At 71.0% G+C, this 18,481-nt stretch carries 21 protein-coding genes; 14 read left to right on the top strand and 7 right to left on the bottom strand.

The window, feature by feature from the left end; genetic code table 11:
- Window positions 1-25: 25 nt before the first annotated feature.
- On the bottom strand, window positions 26-685 hold the full coding sequence (locus ACZ39I_RS12665; RefSeq protein WP_467244508.1) for a PH domain-containing protein: 660 nt from the start codon (window positions 683-685) through the stop codon (window positions 26-28).
- 121 nt (window positions 686-806) lie between these two features.
- Here ACZ39I_RS12665 and deoC point away from each other — a divergent pair, with 121 nt between their 5' ends.
- From deoC to ACZ39I_RS12650, 3 genes are read left to right on the top strand one after another with little or no spacing between them, the layout of a single operon-like run.
- Entirely contained in the window at window positions 807-1,766 is a 960-nt protein-coding gene (gene deoC / locus ACZ39I_RS12660; RefSeq protein ID WP_352389268.1) for a deoxyribose-phosphate aldolase, read from the top strand.
- A 5-nt stretch (window positions 1,767-1,771) separates the two neighbouring features.
- The gene (locus ACZ39I_RS12655; RefSeq protein WP_467244507.1) at window positions 1,772-3,214 is read left to right on the top strand and encodes an aldehyde dehydrogenase family protein; all 1,443 of its coding nucleotides are present in this window, start codon (window positions 1,772-1,774) and stop codon (window positions 3,212-3,214) included.
- A complete protein-coding gene (locus ACZ39I_RS12650; protein ID WP_467244506.1) occupies window positions 3,207-4,103 on the top strand; it encodes an aldehyde dehydrogenase family protein in 897 nt (298 codons plus the stop codon). Before ACZ39I_RS12655 ends, ACZ39I_RS12650 begins: the two co-directional genes overlap by 8 nt.
- 84 nt (window positions 4,104-4,187) lie before the next feature.
- Here ACZ39I_RS12650 and ACZ39I_RS12645 read toward each other — a convergent pair whose 3' ends face one another.
- Window positions 4,188-4,583: a hypothetical protein gene (locus tag ACZ39I_RS12645; RefSeq protein ID WP_352389028.1), complete on the bottom strand. Its 396-nt coding sequence runs from the start codon at window positions 4,581-4,583 to the stop codon at window positions 4,188-4,190.
- 60 nt (window positions 4,584-4,643) lie between these two features.
- On the opposite strand from ACZ39I_RS12645, the gene ACZ39I_RS12640 reads away from it, so the two are divergent.
- Both ACZ39I_RS12640 and ACZ39I_RS12635 read left to right on the top strand, forming a co-directional pair.
- Window positions 4,644-5,348 carry a uridine kinase gene (locus ACZ39I_RS12640; RefSeq protein WP_467244505.1) on the top strand — a complete coding sequence of 235 codons (705 nt, stop codon included), beginning with the start codon at window positions 4,644-4,646 and terminating at the stop codon, window positions 5,346-5,348.
- 60 nt (window positions 5,349-5,408) lie between these two features.
- On the top strand, window positions 5,409-5,732 hold the full coding sequence (locus ACZ39I_RS12635; RefSeq protein WP_467244504.1) for a DUF6281 family protein: 324 nt from the start codon (window positions 5,409-5,411) through the stop codon (window positions 5,730-5,732).
- 145 nt (window positions 5,733-5,877) lie between these two features.
- Here the strand turns inward: ACZ39I_RS12635 and ACZ39I_RS12630 are convergent, their stop codons facing one another.
- On the bottom strand, window positions 5,878-6,621 hold the full coding sequence (locus ACZ39I_RS12630; RefSeq protein WP_352389031.1) for a SigE family RNA polymerase sigma factor: 744 nt from the start codon (window positions 6,619-6,621) through the stop codon (window positions 5,878-5,880).
- Window positions 6,622-6,850: 229 nt separating this feature from the next.
- Between ACZ39I_RS12630 and afsQ1 the strand changes: the two genes are divergently transcribed.
- The 5 genes from afsQ1 (at window position 6,851) to ACZ39I_RS12605 (ending at window position 10,691) form a co-directional block, all read left to right on the top strand.
- The gene (afsQ1, locus tag ACZ39I_RS12625) at window positions 6,851-7,528 is read left to right on the top strand and encodes a two-component system response regulator AfsQ1 (RefSeq protein ID WP_037718821.1); all 678 of its coding nucleotides are present in this window, start codon (window positions 6,851-6,853) and stop codon (window positions 7,526-7,528) included.
- Window positions 7,525-9,102, top strand: coding sequence for an ATP-binding protein (locus tag ACZ39I_RS12620; protein WP_467244503.1), 1,578 nt, complete (start codon window positions 7,525-7,527; stop codon window positions 9,100-9,102). Before afsQ1 ends, ACZ39I_RS12620 begins: the two co-directional genes overlap by 4 nt.
- Entirely contained in the window at window positions 9,102-9,755 is a 654-nt protein-coding gene (locus tag ACZ39I_RS12615) for a hypothetical protein (protein WP_467245100.1), read from the top strand. Before ACZ39I_RS12620 ends, ACZ39I_RS12615 begins: the two co-directional genes overlap by 1 nt.
- A 92-nt stretch (window positions 9,756-9,847) precedes the next feature.
- On the top strand, window positions 9,848-10,399 hold the full coding sequence (locus ACZ39I_RS12610) for a VanZ family protein (RefSeq protein ID WP_467244502.1): 552 nt from the start codon (window positions 9,848-9,850) through the stop codon (window positions 10,397-10,399).
- Between the two features lie 91 nt (window positions 10,400-10,490).
- Window positions 10,491-10,691, top strand: a complete 201-nt coding sequence (locus ACZ39I_RS12605) for a PspC domain-containing protein (RefSeq protein ID WP_123762707.1) — start codon at window positions 10,491-10,493, stop codon at window positions 10,689-10,691.
- A gap of 82 nt (window positions 10,692-10,773) precedes the next feature.
- Here the strand turns inward: ACZ39I_RS12605 and ACZ39I_RS12600 are convergent, their stop codons facing one another.
- Window positions 10,774-11,130, bottom strand: coding sequence for an ATP-binding protein (locus ACZ39I_RS12600; protein WP_352389034.1), 357 nt, complete (start codon window positions 11,128-11,130; stop codon window positions 10,774-10,776).
- 137 nt (window positions 11,131-11,267) lie between these two features.
- Window positions 11,268-12,431: an adenosine deaminase gene (locus ACZ39I_RS12595; protein WP_393600461.1), complete on the bottom strand. Its 1,164-nt coding sequence runs from the start codon at window positions 12,429-12,431 to the stop codon at window positions 11,268-11,270.
- A 114-nt stretch (window positions 12,432-12,545) separates the two neighbouring features.
- Between ACZ39I_RS12595 and ACZ39I_RS12590 the strand changes: the two genes are divergently transcribed.
- Window positions 12,546-13,301, top strand: coding sequence for a dienelactone hydrolase family protein (locus ACZ39I_RS12590; RefSeq protein ID WP_467244501.1), 756 nt, complete (start codon window positions 12,546-12,548; stop codon window positions 13,299-13,301).
- A gap of 22 nt (window positions 13,302-13,323) precedes the next feature.
- On the opposite strand, the gene ACZ39I_RS12585 is transcribed toward ACZ39I_RS12590, so the two are convergent.
- Window positions 13,324-14,274 carry a LysR family transcriptional regulator gene (locus ACZ39I_RS12585; RefSeq protein ID WP_451477757.1) on the bottom strand — a complete coding sequence of 317 codons (951 nt, stop codon included), beginning with the start codon at window positions 14,272-14,274 and terminating at the stop codon, window positions 13,324-13,326.
- 63 nt (window positions 14,275-14,337) lie between these two features.
- Here ACZ39I_RS12585 and ACZ39I_RS12580 point away from each other — a divergent pair, with 63 nt between their 5' ends.
- Window positions 14,338-15,618, top strand: a complete 1,281-nt coding sequence (locus tag ACZ39I_RS12580; RefSeq protein ID WP_393600459.1) for an MFS transporter — start codon at window positions 14,338-14,340, stop codon at window positions 15,616-15,618.
- A 518-nt stretch (window positions 15,619-16,136) separates the two neighbouring features.
- Window positions 16,137-17,153, top strand: a complete 1,017-nt coding sequence (locus ACZ39I_RS12575; RefSeq protein ID WP_467244500.1) for a sigma-70 family RNA polymerase sigma factor — start codon at window positions 16,137-16,139, stop codon at window positions 17,151-17,153.
- Here ACZ39I_RS12575 and ACZ39I_RS12570 read toward each other — a convergent pair.
- On the bottom strand, window positions 17,037-17,423 hold the full coding sequence (locus tag ACZ39I_RS12570; RefSeq protein WP_352389040.1) for an STAS domain-containing protein: 387 nt from the start codon (window positions 17,421-17,423) through the stop codon (window positions 17,037-17,039). The two genes, ACZ39I_RS12575 and ACZ39I_RS12570, sit on opposite strands and share 117 nt — an antisense overlap.
- A gap of 133 nt (window positions 17,424-17,556) precedes the next feature.
- On the opposite strand from ACZ39I_RS12570, the gene ACZ39I_RS12565 reads away from it, so the two are divergent.
- Window positions 17,557-18,480: an AEC family transporter gene (locus ACZ39I_RS12565; RefSeq protein ID WP_467244499.1), complete on the top strand. Its 924-nt coding sequence runs from the start codon at window positions 17,557-17,559 to the stop codon at window positions 18,478-18,480.
- The last annotated feature ends 1 nt before the right edge of the window (window position 18,481 follow it).

Here is an 18,481-nt window from a genome sequence, read left to right as displayed (position 1 = left end):
AACCGCTCCCGCACCGCGGGAGCCGTCAGCCCACAGCCACCAGAATCGCCAGCAGCACCGCCCCGGCCACCGCGGGTCCCACGATCTCGTACGCCCACCGCACGGCAACCTCGCCCTGGGACGTCTTCGCCGCCCCCCGCGCCTCCAGCGTCTCGCGCAGATCGTCCATGATCTTGTCGGTCTCGGCCCGGGTCGGCCCCTCCGGGACGGGCGTACGGCCGCCGAAGCCGTCCGGCTGCATTCCGCCGCCGAACAGGCCGAGGCCCCTGCCGGAGCCGCCGCCCGCGGCCTGCCGGGCCGACTGCCGGGCCGCCTTCTTGCGGCCGCGCAGGGAGACCGGGATCGCCCACAGCTGGTACTTGCCGCCGGACTTGACGAACACCTCGTTCGAGTAACCGGAGCGGAACATCTCGACCTCACCCCACGGCACGACGATCACGCGGAAGGGGTTGCGGACGCGCAGCCGGTCGTCGTTGGCGAAGACGGCCGGGCGCAGGGTGAAGGCGATCACCAGCGGTACGGCGAGGATCAGCGCGGCGAGGGCGAGCCACGGCGTGCGACCGGTGCCGGAGACGACGGCGTCGATGCCGAGCCAGCCGATGATGACGAGGAGGAGGAAGCCGCCGATCAGCGCCATGGGTGAGCGGTAGATGCGGTCCCTGGACTCGGGGGGTGCGGTCGTCATGAGGCCGATCCTAAGCGCCGTCCGGGTCGGTGCTCCTGTGCGGGTGCCCTGCGGGTGCCCGCAGAACCCGTACTCCGGGGTGTACAGCCGCTACGCGCGTAGATATGCTCGTCTGGTGACCATGCCCACCACTGCATCAGCCGCACACCCGCTCACGGACGTGACCGCGTCCGACAGCTCGCTGCGCCGGTTCCTTCACGGGCTGCCCGGCGTGGACGCGGTCGGCCTGGAGGCGCGAGCCGCCTCCCTCGGTACGCGTTCCATCAAGACGACCGCGAAGGCGTACGCCATCGACCTCGCCATCTCGATGGTCGACCTGACGACGCTGGAAGGCGCGGACACCCCGGGCAAGGTCCGGGCGCTCGGCGCCAAGGCGGTCCGCCCCGACCCGACCGACCGGACGGCCCCCGCCACGGCCGCGGTCTGCGTCTATCCCGACATGGTGGCCGTCGCCAAGGAGGCCGTCGCCGGTTCCGGCGTGAAGGTCGCCTCGGTCGCCACCGCGTTCCCGGCCGGGCGTGCCGCCCTGGACGTGAAGCTGGCCGACGTGCGCGACGCCGTGGCCGCCGGTGCCGACGAGGTCGACATGGTCATCGACCGCGGCGCGTTCCTCTCCGGCAGATACCTGAAGGTGTACGACGAGATCGTCGCCGTGCGCGAGGTCTGCGGTACGGACGCCCGGCTCAAGGTCATCTTCGAGACCGGCGAGCTGTCGACGTACGACAACATCCGCCGCGCGAGCTGGCTCGGCATGCTGGCGGGCGCGGACTTCATCAAGACGTCCACCGGCAAGGTCGCGGTGAACGCCACTCCCGCGAACACCCTGCTGATGCTGGAGGCGGTGCGCGACTTCCGCGCCCAGACCGGCGTCCAGGTGGGCGTGAAGCCGGCCGGCGGCATCCGTACCTCCAAGGACGCCATCAAGTTTCTCGTACTGGTCAACGAGACGGCGGGCGAGGACTGGCTGGACAACCACTGGTTCCGCTTCGGCGCCTCCTCGCTCCTGAACGACCTGCTGATGCAGCGTCAGAAGCTGGCCACCGGCCGCTACTCCGGCCCCGACTACGTGACGGTGGACTGATCACCATGGCACCTGCATCCGCATTCGAGTACGCACCGGCACCCGAGTCCCGCTCGGTCGTCGACATCGCCCCCTCCTACGGCCTGTTCATCGACGGCGAGTTCGTGGAAGCGGCCGAGGGCAAGGTCTTCAAGACCGTCTCGCCGTCCACCGAGGAGGTCCTGTCCGAGATCGCCCAGGCGGGCGAGGCGGACGTCGACCGGGCGGTGCTGGCCGCCCGCAAGGCCTTCGAGAAGTGGTCCGCGCTGCCCGGCTCCGAGCGCGCCAAGTACCTGTTCCGCATCGCCCGGATCATCCAGGAGCGCAGCCGCGAGCTCGCCGTCCTGGAGACCCTGGACAACGGCAAGCCCATCAAGGAGACCCGCGACGCCGACCTGCCCCTGGTCGCCGCGCACTTCTTCTACTACGCGGGCTGGGCCGACAAGCTGGAACATGCCGGTTTCGGCGCCGCGCCCAAGCCCCTCGGCGTGGCCGGCCAGGTCATCCCCTGGAACTTCCCGCTCCTGATGCTGGCGTGGAAGATCGCCCCGGCGCTGGCGACCGGCAACACGGTCGTCCTCAAGCCTGCCGAGACGACCCCCCTGTCCGCCCTGTTCTTCGCGGACATCTGCCGCCAGGCGGGCCTGCCCCGGGGAGTCGTCAACATCCTTCCGGGCTACGGCGACACGGGCGCCGCGCTCGTCGCGCACCCGGACGTGAACAAGGTGGCCTTCACCGGCTCCACGGCCGTGGGCAAGGAGATCGCCCGCACGGTCGCCGGCACCCGCAAGAAGCTCACCCTCGAACTGGGCGGCAAGGGCGCCAACATCGTCTTCGACGACGCCCCGATCGACCAGGCCGTCGAGGGGATCGTCACCGGCATCTTCTTCAACCAGGGCCAGGTCTGCTGCGCGGGCTCCCGGCTCCTGGTCCAGGAGTCGATCCAGGACGAGCTGCTGGACTCGCTCAAGCGCCGCCTGTCCACCCTCCGCCTCGGCGACCCGCTCGACAAGAACACCGACATCGGCGCGATCAACTCCGCCGAGCAGCTCTCGCGGATCACCTCGCTCGTCGAGCAGGGCACGGCCGAGGGCGCCGAGCCCTGGTCCCCGGAGTGCGAACTCCCCTCCTCCGGCTACTGGTTCGCCCCGACGCTCTTCACCAACGTCACCCAGGCGCACACCATCGCCCGCGACGAGATCTTCGGCCCGGTCCTGTCGGTCCTCACCTTCCGCACCCCGGACGAGGCCGTCGCCAAGGCCAACAACACCCAGTACGGCCTCTCGGCGGGCATCTGGACGGAGAAGGGTTCGCGGATCCTGGCGGTGGCGAACAAGCTCCGGGCCGGGGTCGTCTGGTCCAACACGTTCAACAAGTTCGACCCGACGTCGCCCTTCGGCGGCTACAAGGAGTCGGGCTTCGGCCGCGAGGGCGGCCGCCACGGCCTGGAGGCGTACCTCGATGTCTGAGCGCAATGACCGTCTGAGCGTCTTCAAGACCTACAAGCTGTACGTCGGCGGGAAGTTCCCGCGTTCCGAGAGCGGCCGGGTGTACGAGGTGACCGACGCAAAGGGCAAGTGGCTGGCGAACGCGCCGCAGTCGAGCCGCAAGGACGCCCGTGACGCGGTCGTGGCCGCGCGCAAGGCGTTCGGCGCCTGGTCCGGGGCCACCGCCTACAACCGCGGCCAGGTCCTGTACCGGGTCGCGGAGATGCTGGAGGGCCGCAGGGCGCAGTTCGTCCACGAGGTGGCCGACGCCGAGGGCCTGTCGAAGTCCCGGGCGGCCGAGCAGGTCGAGGCGACGATCGACCGCTGGGTCTGGTACGCGGGCTGGACCGACAAGATCGCCCAGGTGGTGGGCGGCGGCAACCCGGTGGCCGGCCCGTACTTCAACCTGTCCTCCCCCGAGCCGACGGGCGTGGTGGCCGTCCTGGCCCCGCAGGAGTCGTCGTTCCTGGGCCTGGTCTCGGTGCTCGCCCCGGTGATCGCCACGGGCAACACGGCGGTGGTGATCGCCTCGGAGAGGTCCCCCCTCCCCGCCCTCTCCCTGGGCGAGGTCCTGGCCACCTCCGACGTCCCCGGAGGCGTGGTCAACGTCCTCTCGGGCCGTACGGCGGAGATCGCGGCCTCCCTGGCGTCCCACCAGGACGTCAACGCGATCGACCTGGCAGGCGCGGACGAGGTCCTCGCGAAGGAGCTGGAGATCGCGGCGGCGGACAACCTGAAGCGGGTTCTGCGTCCACAGCCTGTGGACAACTGGACGGCGACTCCGGGCATCGACCGCCTGACGGCGTTCCTGGAGACGAAGACGGTGTGGCACCCGACGGGGTCGCTGGGCGCGTCCGGCTCCGCGTACTGACACCGGGCCGCGACACCGCGGAGCCGCGCCCTCCCTCCGTCCGGGGAAGGCGCGGCTCCGTGCCGAAGCGGCCGTGTGTCCGGTTCAGTTGCTCAGCAGTCCCGCCACCTGCCCCACCACCGGCATGCTGCCGATCGACTGCGCCTGCGCGACCGGTCCGGTCAGCGCCTGCGACGTCAGCGGCTGGAAGTCCGCCAGCTGGGTGCCCAGCCCGTTGTCCAGCGGGTCCACTCCCGTGCCCGCCAGCGGGTTCGGCTTGAGGCCGGCGACCGGGCCGGTGACGTAGCCGACCGTGCCGGTGAGGGAGCGGAGCCCTGACTGGGGGTCGATGTTGCCGAGCGAGGTGGGCCGGGTGTGCAGCACGTCGACCACCGGCTCGGTGTCCGCGGCGGCCGCCCCGGCGCCGGCGCCGAGTGCGACACCCGCGGTCGCGAGGGCGGTGAGGGTGCGCTGGACGGTCGGGTTCGCGTGTCGGGCCATCGTTTCTGCCACCTTTTTCGTGCACTGGGTAAGCGTGTCGACACGAAGGGTAGTTGAGGTGTGACGCGCGCTTCAAAGCCAACCCGCGGGGTCGATGAACAGCGGGTGAATGCCTCACACTGGTGTCCCGTGAGCTCCCAACCGCCCATACCGACGCGAGTCGTGCTGCTCTGCGGCCCCTCCGGCTCCGGCAAGTCCCTTCTCTCGGCCCGTTCCGGTCTTCCGGTCCTCCGGCTCGACGACTTCTACAAGGAGGGCGACGACCCGACGCTGCCGCTGGTGGCGGGGAGTTCCGACATCGACTGGGACCACCCCGGATCGTGGGACGCGGACGCCGCGGTGGCCGCGATCGTCGAACTGTGCCGCACGGGCCGCACGAAGATCCCGGTCTACGACATCTCGTTGAGCGCCCGCACCGGCGAGGAGGCGGTCGAGATGGGCCGGACCCCGCTGTTCATCGCGGAGGGCATCTTCGCCGCCGAGATCGTCACCCGCTGCCGGGAGCTCGGGGTGCTGGGCGACGCGCTGTGCCTGAGCCGGGGTCCGGTGCGCACGTTCCGCCGCCGGTTCCTGCGGGATCTGCGCGAGGGCCGCAAGTCCGTGCCGTTCCTGCTGCGCCGCGGCTGGCGCCTGATGCGCCTGGAGCGCTCGATCGTCGCCCGCCAGACCGCGCTGGGCGCCCACCCGTGCGACAAGGACGAGGCCCTCGGCCGCCTTGCCGCCACGGCAGCGGGCCGCCGCCCGGCGGCGACTCCGGCGGTCTGAACGCGAACGGTGCCTTCTCCGTCGTAGGACCGGAAGACGGTCACCTCGGGAAGGAAGCTGATGACGAGAGCACGGCTGGTCATGACGGTGGCGATGCTGACGGTGGCTGTCGGCTGCTCGTCGGGCGGCGAGGTCGCGAGCTCCTGCGCGGGGGTGGTGACGTACGAGAACCGCGACTATCTGCCCACCCAGGAGAAGAACTTCACCGTCGGCGAGCGCCTGGGCACCGCCCGCATTGCGGAGTGCGACGACACCCCGGACGATCCCGGGGGCGCCATTCCCGAAGGCACGGCCAACGCGTACCTCGTCGAGGGCAGGGACCCCGCCGAGGCCATCGCTGTCGGTGACACGCCGGCCGGGACGACGCTCATGAAGGTCGGCTGACCGCACACACGAAAGCGGGACTGGACGGACCCCCCCGGCCCTCCAGTCCCGCTCTTGTGCTTCCCCCGTTGTTCCCCCCACGGGTACCGGCCCCCCAGCCGGTACCCCTGGTCCCCCGTCCCCCGTGCTGTGCTTTCCCCAACCCTCAGGCGACGAGCTCCCCGAAGGCGTTCTCCTCGTCACGGCCGAAGCTGAGGACCTCGTCCTCGCGCAGGCGGCGCAGGGACCGCCAGATGCTGGACTTCACCGTGCCGACACTGATGTCGAGGATCTCCGCGATCTCCGGGTCGGTGCGGCCCTCGTAGTAACGGAGGACCAGCATCGTGCGCTGGAGTTCGGGGAGCCGGGCGAGCGCCTGCCACAGGACCGCGCGCAGTTCGGTGCCGCGCATCGCGTCCGTGTCGCCGGGCGTCTCCGGCAGTTCCTCGGTCGGGTACTCGTTCAGCTTGCGGCGGCGCCACGCGCTGATGTGCAGATTCGTCATGGTGCGGCGGAGGTAGCCCCCGACCGCGGCCTTGTCGCTGATCCGGTCCCACGCCCTGTACGTCGAGAACAGCGCGCTCTGCAGCAGGTCCTCGGCCTCGAAGCGGTCACCGGTCAGGTGGTAGGCGGTGGCGTACAGGGAGGCGCGGCGCTCCTGGACGTAGGCGGTGAACTCCGCCTCCGACAGCGAGCGACGCTCCCCCGAGTCCTCCCTGTACGACGATCCCCCGTGCGATTCCCCCGTGGAGGTGTCAACCACCGCCATGTACGCGGTGTGCTGACGCCCGGTGCCGCGAGCGCACCCCCGCCCGCTCACGGCACCGGACTCCTTGGAACCCCGGCCCCCGTTCACGTCGTGCAGCCGAGTGATCACTGCGCTGGTGCTGATGCTGTGCAGCGTGTTCATCTCGCGCCCCCCGTCGTGGACTTCCGGTGTTCGGCTTGCTCAGGCGGTGGTTCCTTGCCTGTGCCGAGAACTCTGCCAACGCACCTTCATGACCGTGTCCGCCGACTGTCACAGACCTGTCACAGGGCCCGGTCTCAGGAATTGCACAGCGGACCCACGGACGGGTGCCGTATGGACTGCCTGTCCCCACAGGTCGTACCGCACCCCCTCCATGGGCCAGAATGAGCCCGTGCCTTCCCTGTTGCTGATCGAGGACGACGACGCCATCCGTACGGCCCTGGAGCTGAGCCTCACGCGCCAGGGCCACCGGGTTGCCACAGCTGCCACCGGCGAGGACGGCCTGAAGCTGCTGCGTGAGCAGCGGCCGGACCTGATCGTGCTGGATGTGATGCTGCCCGGCATCGACGGGTTCGAGGTGTGCCGGCGCATCCGGCGCACCGACCAGCTGCCGATCATCTTGCTGACCGCGCGCAACGACGACATCGACATCGTCGTCGGACTGGAGTCCGGCGCCGACGACTATGTCGTCAAGCCGATCCAGGGGCGGGTGCTGGACGCCCGGATCCGGGCCGTGCTGCGCCGCGGGGAACGCGAGTCGACCGACGCGGCGAGCTTCGGCTCCCTGGTCATCGACCGCGCGGCCATGACCGTGACGAAGAACGGCGAGGACCTCCAGCTCACCCCGACCGAGCTCAGACTGCTCCTGGAGCTGAGCCGGCGGCCGGGTCAGGCCCTGTCCCGGCAGCAGTTGCTGCGGCTGGTCTGGGAGCACGACTACCTCGGTGACTCGCGCCTGGTGGACGCCTGTGTCCAGCGGCTGCGCGCCAAGGTCGAGGACGTGCCGTCGTCCCCGACGCTCATCCGTACCGTGCGGGGCGTGGGTTACCGGCTGGACACGCCTCAGTGACCGAAGCACAAGGGGGGTTCCGCGGCTGGTTCGCGGCTCGTAAGGGTGTGTGGTCAGGGCTGCGTTTCACCAGTCTGCGGCTGCGGCTCGTCGTCGTCTTCGGCCTGGTGGCGCTGACCGCGGCCGTGTCCGCGTCCGGGATCGCCTACTGGCTCAACCGCGAGGCGGTCCTCACCCGCGCCCAGGACGCGGTGCTGCGGGACTTCCAGCAGGAGATGCAGAACCGCGCGGGCGCCCTGCCGGAGAACCCCACGCAGGACGAACTCCAGCAGGCGGCGGGGCAGATGGCGGGCAGCAGCCAGCGCTTCGGCGTGCTGCTCGTGTCCTCCGACGCCGACGGCAGGGCGGTGTACGGCAACTCGGGCGCCCTGGACGGCTTCACGCTCCAGGACGTGCCCGTGTCGCTGCGCGAGGCGGTGAACGAGAAGCAGAAGGTCGACTCCGCCAACAAGTACGCCTACCACCTGTACTGGCAGCGGACCGTCGACCACGACACCCCGTACCTGGTGGCCGGCACCCGGGTGATCGGCGGCGGCCCGACCGGTTACATGCTCAAGTCGCTCGAACCGGAGGCCAAGGACCTCAACTCCCTCGCCTGGTCGCTGGGGATCGCCACCGGGCTCGCCCTGATCGGCTCCGCGCTGCTCGCGCAGGCCGCCGCGACGACCGTACTGAAGCCGGTGCACCGGCTGGGAGTCGCCGCCCGGCGGCTCGGCGAGGGCAAGCTGGACACCCGGCTCAGGGTGTCGGGCACCGACGAACTCGCGGACCTGTCACGGACGTTCAACTACGCGGCCGAGGCGCTGGAGAAACGGGTCGAGGACATGTCCGCCCGCGACGACGCGTCCCGGCGGTTCGTGGCGGACATGAGCCATGAGCTGCGGACGCCGCTCACCGCGATGACCGCCGTGACGGAGATCCTGGAGGAGGAGCTGGAGGCCGAGTCCGGCTCGATGGACCCGATGATCGAACCGGCCGTGCGGCTGGTGGTCAGCGAGACCCGCAGGCTGAACGACCTGGTCGAGAACCTGATGGAGGTCACCCGCTTCGACGCGGGCACGGCCCGGCTGGTCCTGGACGACGTCGACCTGGCCGACCAGATCACCGCGTGCATCGACGCGCGCGCGTGGCTGGACGCGGTGGAGCTGGACGCCGAGCGCGGCATGCACGCCCGCCTCGACCCGCGCCGCCTCGACGTGATCCTGGCCAACCTGATCGGCAACGCCCTCAAGCACGGCGGTTCCCCGGTGCGGGTGGCGGTGCGCACGGCGGACGACGAGATCGTCATCCGGGTCAGCGACCACGGCCCCGGCATCCCCGAGGACGTCCTCCCGCACGTCTTCGACCGCTTCTACAAGGCCAGCGCCTCCCGCCCGCGCTCCGAGGGCAGCGGCCTGGGCCTCTCGATCGCCCTGGAGAACGCCCACATCCACGGCGGCGAGATCACCGCGGCGAACTCCCCCGGCGGGGGCGCCGTCTTCACGCTGCGGCTTCCCCGGGACGCCTCGGCGCTGGCGGAACAGCTCATGGAGGCCAAGAAGGACGACGACAAGGCGAAGAAGGGACAGGCGTGATGCGCCCGGAGGGACGACGGACGCGGCGGGCGGACGCACCGCGCGCCGGACTGGACGTGCCGCGGCTGCTGGCGCTCCCGCTGCTCGCCCTGCTGGTCGCCGGGTGCGGGATCCGGCCCACCGAGGTGCCCACCGACTTCGGTCCCGCGCCCTCACGGGTGCGGTGCTCGCTGTCCGAGCCGGGCGCCGCGGAGCCGTCCTCGCACGGTCTTGCCGTGCAGGTGTTCCTGCTGTGCGGGTCCTCGCTGGTGGCGGTCGACCGGAGCCTGAGGGTTCCGGACGGGACCGCCGACTCCCAGCGGCGGGTGCTGGTCGCGCAGGGGCTCCTCGACCAGCTCGCCGAGACCCCGTCGGCGGCCGAGCGGGAGGCCGGCTACCAGACGTACGTCCGCGGCGGCATGACCGTCGGCGGGCCGCGCCCCAAGGACCCCGACGACACGCTCCGGCTGAGCACCCCGCCCGCCGAGCTCTCCGCGTACGCCCTCGCCCAGGTCGTGTGCACCTTCTCCGACTCGGCCGCGGCCGAGGGCGACGGCTCCGTCATCCTCGGCGGCCCCACGACCGCACCGCTGCGCCGCTACGACTGCACGGACGAGGTCCGTTCCCAGCCGAGCAGCCACCAGCCGCCGTCGACCGAGGTGACGGGCGGCTGACGCGGGTCCGGCCACCCCGTGTGGCGCAGCCCTCACCCGGGTACCTCGGGCGTTCCGGAACCGATCGTGCCGAGCGGGGCGTCTAGGGGATCGTGCAGCGTCAAGGCTTCGTAGGCGGCAATGCCGCCCTTCGCGTCCGTGTGGCAGGAGGTGTCCTCCTCGTCGCACACCTCGCGTTCGTCGCCTGGTTCACGCTGCGTCCGCTGGACGTGCCCTGGGTCGTCCCGGCCAATCTGCATCCGTTCGCCGGCATCCGCGCCGACCTCGCCCTCGGCGGGCGGGAGGCGGCCCTGCGGATCGGCGAGGGGCTCGCGCTGCTGGCCCCGCTCGGTCTGCTGCTCCCGATGGTGCACGGCCGGCTGTGGGCGTCGCCCGTCGGTTCCCTGATCCGCACCTGTGTCGCGGGCGCGCTGATCTCCCTGGGCATAGAGCTGTTCCAGACCAGCGTCCCCGGCCAGGTCGTCGACATCGACTCCCTGTTCCTGAACACCGCGGGCGTCGCCCTCGCGCACCTCGTGATCGTGCCGGCGGCGCGCCACTCGCTACGCCGCAGGACCGAGCGGCACCGGCGCACCACCGTCCGCCAGGAGGAGCCGGCTCAGGGTAGGACCCCGACGATTCCCAGGGTCGGGATCGCACCGTAGAGCGACGCTTTGTGGCGTTCGTCTCCGTAGCGTTGAAGACAGCTGGAGAGGGTCACCCGGACCCGACCCCGACGCTCACGAAGGAGCCGCAATGTCCCGCCTCGCCCGCCCCACCAACGGCCGCATGATCGGCGGAGTGTGTGCCGCGCTGGCACGGCGCTTCGGCACCTCCGCGACCACGATGCGCGTGATCTTCCTGGTGTCCTGTCTGCTGCCGGGCCCGCAGTTCCTGCTCTACATAGCCCTGTGGATCCTGTTCCCCTCGGAGGACAAGGCCCAGACCGCCTGGTGACACCCCTGTGCACGGACGCCGGTGGGGCGCACCCCCGAGATCTCGGGGGTGCGCCCCACCGGCGCGTACGAGGAGCGGCGGGTCAGCCGATCGGCAGACCGTTGAGGCCGGTGCCGCTGCCGGGCAGGACCTGGCCGACCGGCAGGCCGCCGAGGAGACCGGCGAGGGGCCCGGTCGGGCCGTCGGAGAGCACCTTCTCGACGGCGGGCTGCGCGGCCGAGACGCCCGTGGCGAGCGCCGGCTGGGCCTGCGTCAGCGCCTCACCCGCGCCCGGCAGCGCCTTGGTGACGTTCTCGGTGGGGAGCCCCTGGGAGACGGAGCCGAGCGCCTGAGTGGCGTCCGGGACCGCCGGAGCGGCGTTCGCGGCACCCGCGCCGGCGGCGGCGAAGGCGGCACCGAGGGCGGCGACACCGAGGGTCTTGGCAGCAGACTGCTTCATGAAATGCGTCCTCGAAATGGGTTTACGGGATGTCAGCGGTCCACGAACGTAAACACGGGAGCCCGCCCACCGCAAACATCGAAATGCGGACGGATGGTGAACACCCGCCCGCATTCCACACCCGCAGATTTTCCCGCTCAGCTCTCCTCGGCCACAGAACCGCTGGTGGAGGCGGTCTGCTGGAACAGCCATTCGGACTTCAGCTCGGCATATCCGGGCTTGACGACGTCATTGATCATCGCGAGTCGTTCATCGAAAGGAATGAACGCTGATTTCATCGCATTGACGGAGAACCACTGCATGTCGTCGAGCGAATAACCGAACGCGTCGACAAGGTGCTCGAATTCCCGGCTCATGCTGGTGCCGGACATCAGCCGGTTGTCGGTGTTCACGGTGGCCCGGAAGTGCAGGCGCCGCAGCAGCCCGATCGGGTGCTCGGCGTACGACGACGCGGCCCCGGTCTGGAGATTGGAGCTGGGGCACAGCTCCAGCGGGATCCGCTTGTCCCGGACGTAGGAGGCGAGCCGTCCGAGCTTGACCGTGCCGTCCTCGTGGACCTGGATGTCGTCGATGATGCGCACGCCGTGCCCGAGCCGGTCGGCGCCGCACCACTGCAGGGCCTGCCAGATGGACGGCAGCCCGAAGGCCTCGCCGGCGTGGATGGTGAAGTGGTTGTTCTCGCGCTTGAGGTACTCGAAGGCGTCGAGATGACGGGTGGGCGGGTACCCGGCCTCGGCGCCCGCGATGTCGAAGCCCACGACCCCGAGGTCCCGGTAGCGGTTGGCGAGTTCGGCGATCTCCAGGGCACGGGCCGCGTGCCGCATCGCGGTGAGCAGGGCGCCGACGCGGATCCTGTGGCCGTTGGCCCTGGCCCTGCGCTCGCCTTCACGGAAGCCCTCGTTTACGGCCTCGACGACCTCTTCGAGGGTCAGCCCCTTCTCCAGGTGCTGCTCCGGGGCGTACCGCACCTCGGCGTAGACGACCCCGTCCGCGGCGAGGTCCTCGGCGCACTCGGCGGCGACCCGGGTGAGTGCCTCGCGGGTCTGCATGACGCCGACGGTGTGCGAGAAGGTCTCCAAGTACCGCTCCAGCGAACCGGAGTCGGCGGCCTCGCGGAACCAGACGCCCAGCCGGTCCGCGTCGGTGTCGGGGAGCGCGGTGTACCCGGTGTCCCGGGCGAGGTCGACGATCGTGCCGGGGCGCAGCCCCCCGTCGAGGTGGTCGTGCAGCAGAACCTTGGGTGCCCGGCGGATCTGGTCCGGGCTCGGGGGGTTCCCCCTCCGGTCAGTCTGGCTCGTCATTTACGCACTCTAACTCCTACGCGCGTAGAGCGCCCGCTGTACGAATCCGCCGATACGTAACGGTGACCGCCCCGCCCCGTGTCGTACCCCCCGGGCTTCTGACACTGTTCTGTCATGGCACAGCAAGCGACGCCGGTTCGCAGCGCCCGACTGGGCAGGACACTCGGCCCGGAGCCGGCGGCGGTGAGCGGGGTGGTGCTGCTCCTCCCGGGCGGCGACGAGACCTCTTTGCGCAGACCCGCCTCGATGCGACTGCCCTCCGCCGTAAGGGCGTTGGGACGACGACTCGCCCGTGCGGGGCACGCCGACGGGCTCGCCGCACATCTGGTGCACTACCGCTATCGGGGGTGGAACGGCAGCGAGGCGCATCTCGCGCACGACGCGACCTGGGCCGCCGACGAGGCCGTACGGCGCTACGGCGACGTCCCCGTGTCCCTGGTCGGCGTCGACATGGGCGCCCGGGCCGCACTGCACGCGGGCGGGCACGAGGCCGTCAACTCCGTGGTGGCGGTCGCTCCCTGGCTGCCCGAGGAGGATGTGGCGGCCGATCCGGAACCGGTCAAGCAGCTCGCGGGGCGCCGGGTCTTGATCGTGCACGGGACCAACGACCAGCAGACGGACCCCGAGTTGTCGTTCCGGTTCGCGTCCCGGGCGAAGAAGGCGAACCGGGAGGTGTGCCGGTTCGAGGTGCACTCCGACGGGCACGGACTGCATCAGTACCGGGCCGAAGTGCACGCGCTGACCGAGGACTTCGTGATGGGGGCGCTGTTCGGGCGGGTGCTGTCACGGCCGGTGCAGGACGCGCTGGCCGCTCCGCCGCCGCTGGGGCTGCGCATGCCGCTCGCCTCCGGGTTCGGGCGGCGGCGGTAGGCCGGGGCAGCAGGGTCGCAGGTCAGGGCAGCAGGTTGCCCCGCCTCGACAGCAGGAACTTCTTGAAGGCAGCCACCGGGGGTGTGTCCGGGTGGCCGTCGAGCCAGGCGACGCCGATCTCGCGGGCCGCCCGGGGGGCCGTGACCGTCAGTTCCACGACTCCCGGGCGCGGGAAGGCCGGTGGCGGCAGAAGGGCGACGCCCAGTCCTGCCGCCACGAGTCCCCGCAAGGTCTCCGCCTCCTCGCCCTCGAAGGCGATGCGGGGCTTGAATCCGGCCTCCTGGCAGAGGTCGTCGGTGATGCGGCGCAGACCGTAACCGGGCTCCAGAGTCACGAAGGACTCCTCGGCGGCCTCGGCGAGGCGTACCCGCTTGCGGGCCGCGAGCGGGTGGTCGGCGGGGACCACGAGCCGCAGTTTCTGTTCGTCGAGGCGACGGGCCACGAGGTCGGGGGCGTCCGGGACCGGTGAGGTCAGGCACAGGTCCAGCTCGCCCGCGCGCAGGCGTTCGATCATCGCCTCGCCGTAGTTCTGGACCAGGCTGAACCGGACGCGGGGGTGGTCGGCGCGGAAGGCCCGGATGAGGCCGGGGACCGTCTCCGAGCCCATGGTGTGCAGAAAGCCGAAGGCGACCTTGCCGGTGGCCGGGTCGGCGTCGGCACGGACCTCGTCGGCGGCGCGCCGGATCTCGGCGAGGGCGCGGTCGACGGAGCCGAGGAAGGTGCGGCCGGCGGGCGTGAGGGAGACCGTGCGGCCGATGCGGGCGAAGAGGTCGACGCCGAGGTCCTGCTCGAGGCGGACCATGGCCCGCGAGAGCGTCGACTGGGGTACGTCCATCTCCTGGGCGGCGCGGGTGACGTGCTCGGTGCGGGCCACGCCGGCGAAGTAGGCGAGCCGCGGGGCCAGCAACATCACCATGTCTTCTGTGTCACTGGACGGTGACAGACGCGCCTGTGACCTCTGCTGATGCTCCATGGGAACGATTATGGCGAATCCATGCATTGGACGGATGAGCGCGGCCGTACGTAACTTCGAGGCATGCCTGCCAGTACCGAGGCGTCCACCCGCGTGGGCGCCGTATCCCCTGCCGCATCTCCCGCCTCTGCCACCGTCGACTCCCGTCTGACCCCGGGCGGCCCCGGCTACCGCCGGATGAGCTTCGCCCTCTTCCTCGCCGGTGTCGCGACCTTCGCGCTGCTGTACTCCACGCAGGCCCTCCTCCCGCTGATCTCGGGCGAGTTCGGGGTCGCGGCGAGCGAGGCGAGCTGGACGGTGGCGGCGGCGACCGGCGGCCTGGCGCTGTTCGTGCTGCCGATGAGCGCCCTCTCCGAGCGCTTCGGACGCCGTACGGTCATGACGGCGTCGCTGGCGGTCGCGGTGACAGTCGGGATCCTGGTCCCCTTCGCGCCCTCGCTCACCACGCTGGTCGTGCTGCGGGCGGTGCAGGGTGCGGCCCTGGCGGGACTGCCCGCCTCGGCGACGGCGTATCTCGCCGAGGAGGTCCGGCCGAAGGCGCTGGTCACGGCGATCGGCCTGTTCGTCGCCGGCAACAGCGTCGGCGGGATGAGCGGCCGGGTCATCACCGGCTGGGTCGCGCAGGAGTGGGGCTGGCGGGTGGCCGTCGGGGTCATCGGCGCGCTCGCGGTGGCCTGCGCGGTGGCGTTCCGCCTGCTGCTGCCGGCGCCGAAGCACTTCGTGGCGGGCTCGCTGCGGCCGCGGGTGCTGCTCGGCACGGTCCGCGGACACCTGGGCGACCCGTTGCTGCGCCGCCTCTACGCCATCGGCGCGCTGTTCATGACGGTCTTCGGCGGCGTGTACACGGTGATCGGCTACCGGCTGACCGAGGCGCCGTTCTCCCTCCCCCAGGGCATCGTCGGCTCGATCTTCCTGGTCTACCTGGTGGGCACGGTGTCCGCGTCGACGGCGGGCCGGCTCGTCGGCCGCCTGGGCCGCCGGGGCGCGCTGTACGCGGCGGGCGGTACGACGGCCGCGGGCCTGCTGCTCTCCCTGGCCGACTCCCTCGGGCTGGTCCTGCTGGGCCTGGTCCTGATCACCGGGGGCTTCTTCGCCGGGCACGCGGTGGCGTCCTCGGCGGTCAGCAAGACGGCCACCCACGGCCGCGCCCAGGCCTCGGCCCTCTACCAGTCCGCCTACTACATCGGCTCCAGCGCGGGCAGCACGGTCGGCGCGCTCGCCTTCCACGCGGGCGGCTGGGGCGGAACCGTCGGGGTCGGCCTGCTGGCGGTGCTCGGCGTGGTGTCGATCACCGTCCTCGGAACGCGTGCGGCTCGGGCCCAGCAGCGGCTCGCGACGGCCTGAGCCGCACGTTCTGCTTCCCCCTGGTCGAGGTCGGTCGGCCAGGGGGATTCTTCATGTCCGACAGCCACAATCACTGGATGTCAGAAAGTAGTTGCTCGACTCCATCTGGTGACGCTAGATTGATCGCCCCACGCGGGAGTCACCCGAAGGCACAGATCCGGCTATGCCGGTGGACCCGGTTGCACGGCGACGCCTGACCGCGCAGGTGCGGGGCGCCGTCAATCGCCCCTACTGCTCACCGGAACAGCTGGACGCAAGCGTGGCGTCACATCCAGTGGCGAGCGCTGTGCAAGCCGCACGGCAAAAGACGTCGGTAGTTGACACCCCTGCGGTAGACAGGGGCTCAAGACGCTCAGTCGGCAGCGAGCCGACTGCCGCTGAGCGCTTTGCGGGACTGGCAAACATCGCCTCTGAGCTGCCCCTTTCCCACCCCGGACGCCATTGTCAGTGGCGTGCGGTAGTTTCCGAGTAGTGGGCGCAAAGGCGCGGCACAGCACGGCCACAGGGGTGGGTGGACGATGACGGACGCTACGGCTACGACGACAGACCTCGACGTCAGGCTCGAGAAGCACCGCACGGAGCTGACGGGGTACTGCTACCGCATGCTCGGCTCCTCCTTCGAGGCCGAGGACGCGGTGCAGGACACGATGGTGCGGGCCTGGCGGAGCTACGACAGGTTCGAGGGCCGTTCCAGCCTCCGCTCGTGGCTGTACCGGATCGCGACCAACGTCTGTCTGGACATGCTGACGGCGGGCAACAAGCGCGCCCGCCCCATGGACCTCACCGAGTCGACGCCCCTCGCCCAGGCCGCCCTCTCCCCCCGCCCGGACCACACCTGGCTGGAGCCGATGCCGGACAACCGCATCCTGCCGAGCGTCGAGGACCCGGCCGAGGCGGCGGTGGCCAAGGAGACCGTGCGGCTCGCCTTCATGGCCGCCCTGCAGCAACTGCCGCCCAAGCAGCGCGCGGTGCTGATCCTGCGCGAGGTGCTGGCCTGGAAGGCGAGCGAGGTCGCCGAACTCCTCGACACCTCCGTCGCCTCGGTCAACAGCGCCCTCCAGCGCGCCCGCGCCACCCTCGCCGAGCGGGAGGAGCACGGCGCCGACGCGGCCGTGTCCGACCCGCTGGACGAGGAGCAGCAGAAGCTCCTGGACCGCTATGTGAAGGCGTTCGAGGGCTACGACATGACGGCTCTGACGGCTCTCCTCCACGAGGACGCCATCATGACGATGCCGCCGTTCGACCTGTGGCTGACGGGCCACGACGACATCACGGGCTTCATGACAACCCTCGGCTCGGCCTGCGAGGGCTCCCGACTGGTGCCGGTGCAGGTCAACGGCATGCCTGGGTTCGCCCAGTACAAGCCGGACCCGGACAAGGGCGGCTTCGTCCCGTGGGCGGTCCAGGTGCTGGAGATCTCAGACGGCAGGCTCACCGGGTTCCACTTCTTCCTCGACACCCAGCGCTGGTTCCCCCTGTTCGGCCTGCCCCTCCACCTCGAAGCGGAGGCCGACGAGGTCGAGGAGGGCGTGTAGTCCGGGATCGGGGTCGCGCAGTCTGATCCGGCCCCCGGCACGCCGAGCCGCGAGCTGCAGCCGGGCGAGCAGATCGACGACGGCGAGACCCGGCGGTCCCAGCCCGGCGACATCGCACACCACCACCCCGGCGCGGGTCGTGCGCAACAGGGCCCGGACCTCGTCGCCGAGCCCCGTCACCTCGTCCCGGGTGACGGGGCCGGCCAGCACGAGTACAGCGGGTGTCATGGCGTCCACGATCGGTAGACCTGGCGGGCGGGCGTAACTCATCGGCCGACGCCTCGACCACGCGGGCAGGATCACGTTGACCTGGGTGCCACCTGCCCCCGAGGGTTGCCTGCATGCGCCACCGATCATCACCTCCCTGGATATGCCACGCCCTCCTCACCCTTGAGGAGCCTCCGTGCAGGGAGTGCTGACCGGCTTCGCGGTCATCGCGGTGGTGATCGGCGTCGGCTATCTCATCGGGCTGCGCGGCTACCTCGGCGACCAGGGCCGGGAGGTCCTGACCAAGCTCGCCTTCCATGTCGCCTCACCCGCCCTGCTGTTCACCACGCTGGCCCGGGCCGACCTGTCGGTGATCTTCTCCAGCCGTCTCCTGGTGACCGCGCTCAGCACGGCAGCGGCAGCGGGCGTCTTCGTGGCGGTGGGTGTCGCACGGGGCTGGGGGCTGGGCCGTACGACGATCGGCGCGCTGTGCTCGTCCTACGTCAACTCCGGCAACCTCGGCATCCCGATCGCGGTGTACGTGCTCGGGGACGCGTCACTCGTGGCGCCGGTGCTGCTCTTCCAGCTGGTCGGGGTGACCCCGATCGCGCTGACCGTCCTGGACGTGGCGTCGGGCGACGGGGAGAAGGGTCCGCTGTGGCGGCGACTGCTGACCCCGCTGCGCAATCCGATCGCGGTGGGCTCGCTGGCCGGCGTTGCGGTCTCGGCGGCCGGTCTCAAGGCCCCGGCCCCCGTCATGGACCCCCTGACCCTGATCGGCGGCATGTCGGTCCCGGCCGTCCTCCTCGCCTTCGGCATCTCCCTGTGCGGCAGCACCATGCCCGGCCGGGGCCCGGACCGACAGCTGGTCCTGCTCTCGGTCGCGCTGAAGTCGGTGGGGCAGCCCGCGGCGGCCTGGGCACTGGCGGCCGGGGTCTTCGGCCTGCACGGGGCCCAACTCCTCGACGTGGTCGTGACATCGGCCCTGCCGGCCGCGCAGAACCTCTACACGTACGCGTCCACCTACGGCGTGGGCGAGCGGTTGGCCCGGGACTCGATCCTGGTGTCGACGGTGTTGTCGGTGCCGGTGTTGGTGGGGGTGGCGGCGCTCCTCGGCTGAC

This window comes from Streptomyces sp. NPDC024687 (assembly GCF_055559055.1).
Note: the sequence above shows the minus strand (reverse complement) of the source record. Positions and strands in the feature narration are given on the sequence as shown.